Genomic DNA, 12,935 nt, shown 5'->3' with positions numbered 1-12,935 from the left:
TGATAATCCCACCAGTGCCGCTGCTGAAATCGAAATCCTTTTGATCCATTTTTTCATGAGCTTATTCCCTCGCTAGATAGAGTCAAAATTCGTGAGACACCTTGGTTTTCCACCATATTTCAATGCGTTTTCAGTCAAGCCCTATTTCCACAATTGCGTGAGAGAAATAGAAGTGAGCCGTATCGTGTAAATGAGGATCAGTGCGATGAAAAAGTAGCGGCTCCGGATGTTCACGCCCGAGAACCCCTTGAGCATTTTTCTCGGGATGAAATAAAGGAACCAGGCCAGCACGGCCAGGAGCGAGCCGACGAAGAGCGGATAGATCAGGGCATTTGACAGGGTGATCGCTTCATTTTTTTGGTACAGATTCATCTGCCCTGCCAGGACAGTGATGGGCAGCGACAGGCCCGTCACGAAGGGAAAAACAAGGATAAAACCAATGACTTTGCGTTTTATCGAGGGGACGTCGCCAGATTTCCGTGATTCCTTGTTTAAGATATACCAGTGGAGGAACGTCCATCCCCCCATGAACCCGAAGGTGACAGGCATCATTATCGCCGGATGCATGATGGCCGGGAACAATTCCATGAGCACCACCGTAAATACGGCCGAAAGCAGTATCACGTTGAAAAGAAAGGCCATGGCGTCGACGGTTGAGAACCGTATCGGCTCCTCCGCCCTGAAATTGACCCTGTTTATCAGCAATCCCGCCACATACATGGCTGTAAGCAGAAGACAGATCCCGCAGAGGATCATGACCTGTTTTTCCGATACCGGTCCCGATTTAACAAAGAGTAAATTAAAGCGCGGATAGATGACAAATCCCACTATAAAATCAGCCGCGAGTATTGCCGCATCAAAGAGATTGGACCACAGTTCCGGATTGGCGGTGAGGGTTTTCCTGGTTGTTCTTTTCTTCATCGGCAACTATACCTCGCGTACATTACTCATTCCGGGAAGCGTATGGAAACCGTTCTTACCTACCTTGCGAGTTCAACCTGGACATTTCCCGTGCCATTGACGGTGCACGACAGTTTCTGTCCGGAGATGGAGCAGGAGCCTGTGGCGCCGGAAGGCAATGCATAGGTCAGGGTCTTGTCGTCTGCGTAGTGCTCAGGCAGGAATATCTCCGTGGCAACGCCGGAAAGGGTGTGGGTCCAGGTCATGGTGAAGCCGCTGTCAGTCCTGGTGAAGAGCCCTGGAGTGCCGGCGATCTTCTGCGGATAGGGCCGCGGCACGCAACTGGCCCGCAGCTGGCCGGCGTCGTCGACGATGCTGAAATCCTCCATGTTCCACCCGTCCTTTATGTCGCTGCGCCATCCCGGCGTGTAGCACCACTGGATCGCCGAGGCGAAGTGGTCATCGAGCCAGTCGTACTGGGCCTCCATGTATCCGGCGATGTTCGTGATTGTCGCGGGAGCGCCGAATTCGCTGAGCACCAGGGGAACCTGCCACGCCACTGCCTTGTCGCGGAGCGCGTTCAGCGCGGGTGCCGGGCTCCCGCCCTGCCATGATTTAAAGAGGGTGACAAATCCGTCGTAATTATGGGGCGAATAGGAGAAATTGCCGAAGCCCGGCTTCGACATGGTGTTCGCCACCATGCCGCTGGATACGATGGCGCTGGGAGGCACGAAAAGTATCGCGCTGGGATGGCGACCCCTGATCCTCGCGGCCACCAGCTCGTAGAACGCCGACAGCTGCGCGTCTGTGCCCCAGGGCTCGTTGATGAGCTCATAGCCGATGACGTTGTCATACTGCGACATCTTGTCCGCCACCGCCTCCACCATTTCCAGGTAGCGCGTCCTGGTCCCGTACAGGTCCAGGTGAAAATCCTTCCAGGTCTTCTGGTGCATGGCGTCGATGACCATCATAATGCCCCATGAGGCGCATGCGGCGCCGTTGTCCGGGGTCTTCAGGGCCACCGCCGGCGTCACGGCCCACGACGGGAACCCCTCGCCGCAGCCGCTCACCGAATAGCGCGAATATCCGTCCTGGTGAAAATCGACCATGACGTAGATGTTCTGGGCCCGGGCCCACTGAACGACCTTTTCGTAATAGTCCAGGTAGCTGTTTTCGAAACTGCACCGCGTCGGCTCGAAGGCCTCCCAGGTGAAGAGGAGCCGGATTGTATTGAAGCCCCAGCCGGGCAGAGGATCGAGCATTTCGCTGGTAATCGGGGTGAAGGGAGGGACCTTGGAGTTCCCCGCCACGTTGACCCCACGGAGGATGACGACCCTCCCCTGGTCATCTTTGAAGTAATCACCTTCGGCCGCCAGGGGCGCGTCGGCCGGGGCTGGAGCGGCATAGGGGAGCGCCGGGCATGGCGCCGGAACCGGCCCAACCGGCGTATTGTCGAGCCAACTCAGGTAGGCCATGAAAGGCCCCTGTTTTTTTATTGTGCTGCTCGTTTCATTATCGCATGAGATTAAAATAGACAATGCGGCCCAGAGGAGCAGGATGATCGCTTTTTTCATGACAGGGGATGTAATGCCGCTTAGACCGGCCCGCACCTTCGGTATCATTAGTGCGCCAGGACCGGCTGATCTTCCGGCTTCTCCATCCTGGGAGCCGGACCCATGTGGATCGCGTCCATGGGACAGTTGCCGACGCAAACGCCGCATCCCACGCATTTTTCCTTTACCAAGACCGCGAAGGCCTTGACATCGCCCTTGAAGGACGGTTCGCAGATATTGAGGGCCTTCACGTGGCAGAACTCGCCGCAGAGAAAGCAACCCGAACAGAGGTCTCTGTCGATCACCGGCTTGGGCCTTTCGGATATCTTGAGGCGGGCAACGACCGCGCCGTTCATATCGATTATCGCCCCCTTGGGGCATCCCATTCCGCAGACCGAGCAGTCAATGCACCTTTCGGCGTCGACAGCGTGCATGCTCTTCAGTTCACCTGATATGGCGTCAACGGGGCATGCCCTCTTGCAGGCTCCGCACCCGTTGCAGAGATCGGTAATCTTGTGTGACATGGAAACCTCCTGAAATCGGCACCGAGGGTGCCGCATTCATTCATATCTTGTAATGTCATCGCCGCATGCGGAACATGGGAAGTATCGCGCATCACAGCTGATTTTGTTTTAACAAAATCATTATTATGTCTATGTACAGGCCGGAGAGAGCGGTTATCAGTCAAGCAAAAAAAAGGATGTTGGACTTACGAAAAACGCGGATTGCTATAAATTGAAAAGGATTTTTAAAAAGCAACTTTTATATTATTGTTATAACATTTAAATTCAAAATCATTCCATGTAGTGTAGCACAGTACAACGATGAAATTCTCTTTCCCATATCCCGACATTACGTGCACGGACAGGATCGTTGCATTGGAAATCTGCCATAAAAAAGGCTTGATTTTTATCATTATTGGATTCAGCATTATTTGAGAAGTTCAGTCGCTTCTCCGTCATTATTCGAGAACATTCTTCGGAACAGGTGAGATAATGAAAAAAATGATCTCCTTGGCTTACCCAGTCACCGTCCTGATATTTGCTTGCATTCTATCTCTTCTGCTTCTTCCCGGCTGCAAGAAAGACACAGACAGGAAAAAGAACCTGCTTGAAGAATCGCTAATCGCGGCCCATGAGATTGACGAGGGCTATGACTATGACATCGAGAATCTCAGGCTGATGAAAGTTGAAGTGACCGAGCCCAAGGTCCTTATCGGCCATACGTGCAAATTGAAAGTCTCCATTGAATCCTCCGAACCCCGAACCGCGAGGGACGTTCCGGTGAGCTTCTACCTGTTGAACAACAACGATTTGAAATCGGAAAACGGGGAAGTCCGGCAGATATACATAGGCTCGCCGGCAATTGACAGGGTCAAACCCGGCGCTAACACCTATGATGTTGAAATAGTCATCCCCCAGGTGGACGGCCATTATGGAAGCTACACCCTTCTTTCCGTTTTTCACGACTATGTGAAGAATTTCGACCTTGGTCAGGAAACTTCCGTCGAAATGAAGGAAACGGCCGGAGAAAAAACAAATACCGATATACTGCTGGAAAAAAAAATTACCACCGATGTGATCATCACCAGCGAATACGCGAATTCCTGCGATCTCTATATGCCCGAGCTCATAATCCAGGACGATGTCATTATTATTTTTACCGACAAGCTGGATGATAACTCGCCCAACGACACGGATGCCATTCACGGCACCGTCAAGGCCATGGCAAACGGCGCCGCCGCCCGCAACGTGAAAATCAAGTTTTTCCTGAAATCCCCGGACGGCACGATCGCGGAACCGCTTGCGGTGGCGAGCCAGTCCGACCAGACGCTGTACAGCCTTGATTTTGCCGCCCTGGAAGCGTATGTTCCGGTCGATCAAGGCTTTGTGCTCGATTTCCCGTCCGACCTCAGGACGAAAGTCGCAAACTACATGGCGGGTCTCGGAAAGAAGACGTCCGCCTTCACCATTTCAGCGGAGATCGAAGGATCGAGCGAAGCCCCCATGATGAACAGCAACAATATTAAAACCCATGAGGTCCGGATCGTACTGGACAACCCGCGGGAGGCCAAGGAAAAAGTTTCGAGCAGGCTCCTTTCCCCCCTCCAAACCATCCTGAATGGTTTTTCACAAACTCTCAACGCGGCTCCCGCGGAAGACAAAACACGCCATGACTGGTGGGGGCCGCTGGCAAAGGATCCCCATGCCGCGTATAATTGCAATGGAAAAGAATGGTTCGGCATCGGATTTCATTTCGATACCTGTGGATACAACATCTGGGATAAAAGCGATCATTCACGGGACATGATCAACCTGGAAGCCAACGCCAACATACCGCTCGTTCTTTTCACCAAGGGGTTTAAAATCGTATCAGCCGAAGCTTACATTCATGCCGCCCTCTCCGACCTGCTCGGCCTGCATTCCATGGAAGATGAGTTTCATAAGAAAGGAAACGACGGCGCCGTGCACAGCAAGGTTCAGAACGACGGGAGCGGTGAAATGAAATATAATAAAGATAAAATTTGCGGTTTCTCCGTACGGCTATGCATTCTTAATGATAAAGAAGTTTTTAAATATCAACTCCCCGGATTGAATTTTGAGTGGAAAACAGAAGACATGAAAGATGTCGACACGATTTTTAAGGATGCCGGCACATATAAGACCAAGAACCCGGACTTCAGCAGGGGCCAGGCTTACTTTGAAAGTTCAAAGGAGAAGTTGCGCGCCAATGTGACCAGTCCCTTTTCATCACCGCCATTGGACTCGAAAAAAAAGGATAAGAATCCCAAAAATCTCGCTTTCTATTCGGAAATATCTTATACGGCGACTTTTTTTGTCCTTGTCGCGCCAATTTCAATTCGACTCGCCGGATTCTTCAGTTTCGGGATCGGCGGCTTTGCGAGAATCAAGAATAACATTTCCATTGGCATCATACCATTTGCCAAAATCGGCTGCAAGGTGGAAGGCCTGGTGGGCGGCACGTTCCTCGGAGGGGGCATCGCGGTCACGCTGGAGCTGCTAAAGCTTGAAAACAGGAATCTGGCGTGGTGTGATTTTGACGTACAATCGAGAAACGATCCGAATAATACGGATAAAAAAGTAAAAATGCGCTTCAACTTCGCCATTCATTGCGACATGCTGCTCTGGGGCCCGAAAGGCGATATAAAACTCGTTCTGTATTATAAATTCATTAAGTTCTGCCATAAAATAATTCCCTGCGGCCTTGAACAAAAGAAAAAGGAACTGCCGGTTTACAAATTCCCGATAGGCGAGGAGCCGCTCTGGAACCCCGTTTTTCTCGATAAAGCACATTTATTGCAAATCCCACTGGAGTGATGATATGATGGTCCGCACCAACCTCATTGCCCGGGCTTGCGATCCCCACTATAACAACACGGAGTGGATATGAAAAAGAAAATTATCATAACATGCGCCATACTCTTGGGAATAGGCGCGATCGCACTGATATCTTATTTCTTCATGGAAGACCCGATCGATCTCAATTGGAAGAAAGACGGGAAGTACATGTACAGCCTGAAAAATATCAGCATTATCGAATTCGTCGATCCATTGACCGGATTTACCAGCCATTCAAAAATCGCCGTTTCCGGGACGCTAAACTTCAGGATCATCGAGATTGATGAAAAAAACGACCTCGTTAAGGTGGGAATGATGCTCTCCCCCATAACGGTAAGCGAGAACGGCGAAAGGCGCCCCATCCTGGAGGAGCGGTTTTCGAGCTTTTTCATCGTTGATTTCGACTCTGAAGGCACCCATCGCGAATACCATTTCGACCATTCCCTCTCCAAAGAAGACGAAACATCACTCTCCAATCTCATAAGGTCCCTTTCGTTTGTGATCCCCATCTCCGGAATGAATGAGGTTGAAACAGAGGAGGAAGATGCCAACGGCGTCTATCTCGCAAGCTACGAAAAAAAAGGCCACAGCATCATTAAAAAGAAATACAGGTACACGATGCTCCGCATGGCCATGGACAAGGATTATAACGCCATGGTGCCCCACATGCGCATTATCCGGTCCAGGTATACCATTGTTCCTTCGAAAAAGGAGAGCTGGCTTGAGAAATACCAGGGAGAGGAACTCCTCTCCATCGGCAGGCAAAAGGACTCCCTTCACACCGACAGCATCATCTCCCTGGTAAAGATCCCCTTCAAGCCGGACATGGGCCTTCCCATATGGGAAGACGACGTCACCTTTAAAAAACTGCTTATGACATTCAAAGACGGCCCCAAAAACACCGTGTCCGCCTGGGAGAAACAAAAGCAGGAATACCTGAAGGCCGAGTATCAGGGACACACGATGAAAACCCTCCTGGGAGAATACACCAGCGGCCGGACCGACCTGTACGGCCTTGTCAAGAATACAAAGGAATACCTGTCGCTGAACCCCAAGGGGGCCATCGAGATCGAAAGCATCATACGGAAGCAGGAGGGGAACGAGGAAACCCTTGCGGCCCTTACCTACGCCCTCGGCGTAAACGGGTCGCCGGAATCGCAGAATTCCCTGATCAGAATCATCGATGACGAGGGGATGCATTCCATAGACCGCATCCGGGCCAGCGTCTGCCTTGGCGATCTCTCAACGCCGACCGATGCGACCATCAAGAGGATCAACGATTACATAAAATTGAGCGCCACTGACAGCGATTTCAAGGACGTGGCTACTTCAGCGGTCCTTGCCCTCGGCAGGATGTACGGCAAGCAGCTCGATACGCACAGTCCCGATGACGATACGATAAACAAGCTGTCGAAGAACCTGATAGACCTGATGGATCGGCACAGGGAGGACCCGCAAATGCTGTCCACGGTGATCGACTCCATAGGCAACACTGAAGACCCGTCCCTGAGCCGCCATGTCGCTCCTTACCTGAAATCCGACGATCCCTACGTACGGGAATCCGCGGCAAGGTCCCTCGGGATGCTGAAGGGCGAGGACGCGGTGGAAGAGATCATCGATCACGCACTCAAGGACGATGAGGCGATGGTGCGGAACGCGGCGATCAAGGCCCTGGCCAGGCAGAAGCCCAGCGATGATATCGTTAACGCCGTAACTTCCAGGGCCGATGACGAAAGCGACGTCAAGGTCCGCGGGACTATCATACAATTCATGGGCAGAGTCAAGGACGACTATCCGAAGACTAAAAAAGATCTCAAAAACATGCTTTCCTATGAAACGGACCCCGGAAACAGGGTCATGATTTACAAGGCCCTTTATTCAAAGCGTTTCAGGTAAGTCCCGTTCCAAAAAATTCTAATATGGAGGTTCGATACATGTCTATCCCATTGCGCAGCACATTAATGACCATCATGTTTATCGCGGTCCTGTCCGGCTGGGCCCTGGCGGACTGCGTCCCCTTCGGCGCCATTGAGGCAAGCGTAAAAAAGGAATGGGCCGCCAGGTACCCCGGCGAGAAGGTGCTCAAGGCAGAAAAGGCCGGTCCATCGTCAATGTACGAAAAGGCCGTTGCCACAGGCAAAAAAGCCCGGTCAGCGGGCGGCGTGGAGTATGAAGTCATGGTCAAGGCGCGTTTCTGCCTACAGCCCCTGAAGGTGACCGTGATGCAGGGTTCAAAAAAGACCGTCTTTGCCATGGGATGGCACTACCGGCAGACTCCCGCCGGCTTCGTCTATGATCATTTTTCCGTAGGGGAATCGTCGACGGAAGCCGGCAAGGGCAAAGAGCCTCCCTCCAATGATGACGTCAGGGAAATGATAAAGAACCAGTACAAGAAGCAGGTATCGACCATAAAGGAAATAAATACCGTAACCATCCGCTATCTCAAATACAGGGAGCACTCCTCATCGGGCCGGTGGTGGTATGAATTCGAGGCCGATATAACCGGAACGGATAACGAAGGAGCCCCCTGCAAGGCCAAAGAGAATTCGGGGAGTGTGTTCCGCGGGGTTATGAACGAACAGGGCAAGGATATGAACGCGCCCTGGAACATCGACCTGGCTCCCAACGGCTGCTATTGACATCTCCCGCGCTGGTAACGGATCAGGGCCTGAGACCGTCCCGCCATTGCTCTTACAGGGAATGGCGGGGAATCGCATTACATCCGCTGCATTATCGCTGTTGCCGCGCTGCCTTCCTGTAAAGAAATACCACCACTGCGGCCATTACGGCCAATGATATAATGGCTTGCAATTGCGCGGGGATCGCCGGATCGACTTTCAGGTCCATGACGATGAAAGCCGCAGCGATGATGCCCATGAGGGCCTCGCCGGCGATCATTCCCGATGACAGGAGCACGCCCCTCTCCCCGGTTTCCCCTACGCCATGGGCTCCCGTCCTTTTATCGGCCAGATACCGTATAATGCCGCCTGCCACCATGGGGACAATGAGAGATAGGGGCAGATATATTCCCACCGCCACAGGCATCACGTGGACGCGAAAGGGAGCTCCCCGTTTCTCGAGAAGCCGGTCAGCTCCGATGAGAACAATGCCGATGACCGCACCGGTCAGGATCATGGCGCGGGGAATTTCACCGCCGCCGAAAACACCCCGTGTTATGCTGGCGAAGAGCGTCGCCTGGGGAGCCTTGAGGCCGGTGCCTATGCCATAGGCGCTGTGGAGTAGCGAAAGCACCGGCGCGATGAAAAATGCCGCCACGGCCACACCCGCCATCTGGGCCGCCTGCTGCCGCGCCGGGGTCGAGCCCACCAGGCTGCCTGTTTTCAGGTCCTGGGACATGTCGCCGGCTGAGCTGGCTGCGCAGCACACCACTCCGGCCACGCCCAGGGTCGCCAGGATGGCGGAGTCGCCCTTCCATCCGAGAACGAGAAAAAGCGCGGACACTCCCAGGAGGGCGCTTATGGTCATGCCCGATATGGGATTGTTGGTGCTACCCACGAGACCCACGATATAGCTCGATACGGCGACGAAGAAAAAAGCGGCAACGGCCATAAAAAGGGCTGTTATTATGCTCAGGCCCCATTGCGCCGTGAGCATCTCGTAGAGGAACGTAAGCACCCCCAGGCAGAGGACCAGGATGACTGTCATTGGCGCAAGGCCCATGTCCCTGCCGGTGCGTCCGGGCCCCTCTCCTTCCGGTCCGGGCGGCGGCGTAACGCCGAGGCCGCTCCTGCGCAGGCCCGTCAATCCCCTGGCGATGCCCCGTCTCACGGAGATGATGGACCAGATCCCTCCCACCACCATGGCGCCCACGCCGACATATCTTATCTGTGTTCTCCAGAGGTGCCATGCCACCTCCAGAGGCGGAGCACCGGCCATATCGGCTGGAATTCCCATGAGGGGGACCCCCGCGACCCAGGCGAAGGCGCTTCCCAGGAAAACCATGAGTGCTATATCCAGATTTATGATATATCCCACTCCGACCATGGCGGGGGATATATCGCACCCGATGAAGAACAGCCGTTGACCAAGAAAAAATGCGCTTTCGACGGTACCCTTTAAAAGCTGTATGACGGTGGTAAAGAGTTTCACCGCGCCCCCGGCGGCAAGCCCACCGAGGATGGCCCGAAAGCCGGGGCCTCCCCTTTCGCCTGCCTTCAGCACCTCCGCGCAGGCCACGCCTTCAGGATAGGTGAGCTCCCGGTCTTCGACTATGAGAGCCCTCCGCATCGGGATCATGAACACGACGCCCAGGAGGCCTCCGCACAGGGCAATAAGGGTCGTGGGCCAGAACCGAAAATCCTGCCATACCCCGATTATTACCAGGGCGGGCACGGTGAAGATGATGCCGCCGGCAATGGATTCACCGGCGCTGGCCATGGTCTGGACTATGTTGTTTTCCAGGATGGAGCCCTTTTTCAGGATGCCCCGCATGATGGACATGGATATGACCGCGGCCGGGATGGACGCGGAAACGGTCATGCCCGCGTAGAGGCCAAGGTAGGTATTGGCCGCCGCCATGACAACGGCCAGCGCCAGGCCCAGGATAAAGGCGCGCACTGTAAATTCTTTAATATCGGTCCCGGATCCGGCGGATGGGTTCATCGGCTTTTTCATGATTTGTATGTTCCTGCCTTCGCGGTATAATATCAATCCCTTTTTTTAATGATATTTTATTTGACCGAAAGCATATATAGGGTATACTGATACTATAATAACCAGGGAGAAACCATATGAGACCATTATCCGGAAAACTATCAACCCCTGCCGTGGCGGTCTGCTGTTTAACCGCCCTGCCGTTGCTGCTGGTCGCCGTACGGGCCGGTGAAAAAACCGCCGCGGTGTCAGCCGGCATCTCTCTCTTCAAAAGGCCAGCCGTGCAGCGCGACTACTGGCCCACCGCCGAATGGAGGGTCAAAAAGCCGGGCGAAACGGCCATGAGCCCGGATAAGCTCGCTAAGATGGAAGCCTACGCTTTCAGGCGTACGGGACCGGAAGATAAGCGCGAAGGGATACGCACCGATGCGGTTGTCATCATCAAGAACGGCTACCTGGTCTATGAAAAATACGCCGGCGGATTCGATAGAGAGAGGGTTCACATCACCTGGTCAGACAGCAAGTCCTTCACCAACGCCATATACGGGATCGCCGTGAAGGAAGGCCGCCTGAAACTGGACGAACCCGCGTGGAAATACTACCCATCCCTGAACCGCGGCGGGCACCGGAAGATCACCATCGACCATCTCCTGCGCATGAGCTCCGGCCTCTATTCCAACGAGACCTACGAGGCGTCTCCAATAAAGTCCACGGTGAACGCCATGCTCTTCACCACCGGGCACCGGGACATGGCCGCCTATGCCGCGTCCCAGGAGCTTGAGGCGGATCCGGGAGCCAAGTGGGAATATGCCAGTCCCACGCCGAACCTTCTCATGGCCATGCTTAAAAAGACCATGACAGCCGCCGAATACGAGCAGTACCCCTGGGACCGGCTCTTCAACGTCATAGGTATAAAAAAGGTCGTGTGGGAGCGCGACGCGGCAGGGACCTTCGTCGGTTCATCCTATGTCTACGCCAGGCCGGTGGACATGGCCCGCTTCGGGTATCTCTTCCTCAATGACGGCGTGTGGGAGAACAGGCGCATCCTCCCCGAGGGGTGGGTTTCCTACAGCACGACCATCGCGCCCGCCTTATACAAAACAGAGCTTTCCGATGAAGATAGGACGGACCCGGTCTACGGCGCCCTCTGGTGGCTCAACAGGGACGTCCCTGAGAAAAAACTTGCCCGGGCCTACCCGGACGCGCCGGAAGACACCTTCATGGCCATGGGTCACTGGGGACAGTTCATTTTCGTCATTCCCTCCCTTGACATGGTCGTGGTTTACACCGGCGACAACAGGGACAAAACCTTTGACATCAACACGTTCCTGAAGCTCATAATTGAAAGCATCGAAAAGAAATAAGAAGGTGATCCCATGAAAAAAGCGGCGAAAATAATCGGCATCGTAGTGATAATTCTGATTGTAGCATTAGGCCTTGTCATGATGATGAATTGGACGGATCTGAAAAATTTCCGCCCCATGGCGGGCAACGTCTACTCCAAGTTCATGTGCTCCTGTCTCTTCGTGGAAGGCCGGACCGAGGAGCAGTGCCGCAACTGGTCCCGTGTGGTCATTCCCGTGTCGGCATACAAGGTCGACTACAAGGAAAAGCGAGTGACCGCCACGGGCCTCGGCTTGACCGGAACATCCAGCTATCGGGGTGAGCGCTTCGGCTGCGTCCTGGAATGATAATACCGATGGCAGGTTAAATCTGTCTTGACATACGGCTTGATTCTGATTATTAAATGGTCAAACTCAAAAACATTGATAAAAGAGGCTCCTATGCAGGCAGCAAAAAAGAATATCATCATCCGGCTTTTTCTTTTCGTTTTCATCGGCATGACCGTTTTGTATTATCGTGATTCATTCTCCGAGTCCATACCCAATCCGGTGCAGCCCACTGTTGTCGTCTCTGTGCAGGATCAGGACACGACGGTCTTTTTCCAGGGACAGCGCGCCGGACATCTCAATAAAAAGAAATCCAAGCGCGTCGAGGCCTTTAAAATCGGCACAGCCGTCTTTTCCGAAGATCAGCTCGGCTTCGAATACAGTGCCGTGAGCGAGGGCAAGGGAAAGAACGAGGTCATGACCAGATGCACGTCCCAGCAGGACAAGGAAAATACCCGCAAGGGCTGCTGGGCCGGCAATGTGAAAGACGGCAAGAAAATGTACCGGTTCAGCATCAATCTGACCGGGTCTATGAAAGACAAATACGCGGTCATATACGGCGGCCACTGGGAGGACGCGGGAGACATGGGCCCCTTCATGAACGGCCAGGTCGCGGGCCCGACGGGCCATCTCCGTTTGCAGGCGATTTGGGTATGGATAGTCACCAGGGAGACGTTGAGCGGCAACCCGGACATGCTCCAGACCATCTGGAACAGCCGGGCGAACAAGTATGACAATGTGAAGAAAAAATTCACGGATTAGACATAGTAGCGAAATATCGGAAGATCACCCAAAAATCCCCCGCAGCAGGCCTGCGGGGGATTTTTTCGCATAATGCT

10 protein-coding genes are annotated in these 12,935 nt (G+C 53.7%); 6 read left to right on the top strand and 4 right to left on the bottom strand.

Annotation, left to right across the window (positions count from 1 at the left end; translation table 11 throughout):
- Positions 1 to 141: 141 nt before the first annotated feature.
- The 3 genes from KA369_21250 to KA369_21240 form a co-directional block, all read right to left on the bottom strand.
- Positions 142 to 921 (bottom strand): hypothetical protein, encoded by a 780-nt coding sequence (locus KA369_21250; GenBank protein MBP7738515.1) that lies wholly within the window; start codon positions 919 to 921, stop codon positions 142 to 144.
- Between the two features lie 59 nt (positions 922 to 980).
- Positions 981 to 2,375 carry a cellulase family glycosylhydrolase gene (locus KA369_21245; protein MBP7738514.1) on the bottom strand — a complete coding sequence of 465 codons (1,395 nt, stop codon included), beginning with the start codon at positions 2,373 to 2,375 and terminating at the stop codon, positions 981 to 983.
- 146 nt (positions 2,376 to 2,521) lie between these two features.
- Positions 2,522 to 2,977: a 4Fe-4S binding protein gene (locus KA369_21240; protein ID MBP7738513.1), complete on the bottom strand. Its 456-nt coding sequence runs from the start codon at positions 2,975 to 2,977 to the stop codon at positions 2,522 to 2,524.
- 471 nt (positions 2,978 to 3,448) lie between these two features.
- Between KA369_21240 and KA369_21235 the strand changes: the two genes are divergently transcribed.
- The 3 genes from KA369_21235 (at position 3,449) to KA369_21225 (ending at position 8,451) form a co-directional block, all read left to right on the top strand.
- Entirely contained in the window at positions 3,449 to 5,791 is a 2,343-nt protein-coding gene (locus KA369_21235; GenBank protein MBP7738512.1) for a hypothetical protein, read from the top strand.
- A 69-nt stretch (positions 5,792 to 5,860) separates the two neighbouring features.
- Positions 5,861 to 7,708: a HEAT repeat domain-containing protein gene (locus KA369_21230; GenBank protein ID MBP7738511.1), complete on the top strand. Its 1,848-nt coding sequence runs from the start codon at positions 5,861 to 5,863 to the stop codon at positions 7,706 to 7,708.
- A 38-nt stretch (positions 7,709 to 7,746) separates the two neighbouring features.
- Positions 7,747 to 8,451, top strand: coding sequence for a hypothetical protein (locus KA369_21225; GenBank protein MBP7738510.1), 705 nt, complete (start codon positions 7,747 to 7,749; stop codon positions 8,449 to 8,451).
- Between the two features lie 91 nt (positions 8,452 to 8,542).
- Here the strand turns inward: KA369_21225 and KA369_21220 are convergent, their stop codons facing one another.
- Positions 8,543 to 10,435, bottom strand: a complete 1,893-nt coding sequence (locus tag KA369_21220; GenBank protein ID MBP7738509.1) for an oligopeptide transporter, OPT family — start codon at positions 10,433 to 10,435, stop codon at positions 8,543 to 8,545.
- Between the two features lie 128 nt (positions 10,436 to 10,563).
- Here KA369_21220 and KA369_21215 point away from each other — a divergent pair, with 128 nt between their 5' ends.
- The 3 genes from KA369_21215 (at position 10,564) to KA369_21205 (ending at position 12,858) form a co-directional block, all read left to right on the top strand.
- On the top strand, positions 10,564 to 11,790 hold the full coding sequence (locus KA369_21215) for a serine hydrolase (GenBank protein MBP7738508.1): 1,227 nt from the start codon (positions 10,564 to 10,566) through the stop codon (positions 11,788 to 11,790).
- 12 nt (positions 11,791 to 11,802) lie between these two features.
- On the top strand, positions 11,803 to 12,117 hold the full coding sequence (locus KA369_21210) for a hypothetical protein (GenBank protein MBP7738507.1): 315 nt from the start codon (positions 11,803 to 11,805) through the stop codon (positions 12,115 to 12,117).
- A 93-nt stretch (positions 12,118 to 12,210) separates the two neighbouring features.
- Positions 12,211 to 12,858: a hypothetical protein gene (locus KA369_21205; GenBank protein ID MBP7738506.1), complete on the top strand. Its 648-nt coding sequence runs from the start codon at positions 12,211 to 12,213 to the stop codon at positions 12,856 to 12,858.
- Positions 12,859 to 12,935: the final 77 nt, after the last annotated feature.

The sequence above is a fragment of the Spirochaetota bacterium genome, from assembly GCA_017999915.1.
Lineage (GTDB): Bacteria > Spirochaetota > UBA4802 > UBA4802 > UBA5550 > RBG-16-49-21.
The sequence above is the reverse complement of the archived record's forward strand: the minus strand, read 5'-3'. Positions and strand labels throughout refer to the sequence as shown.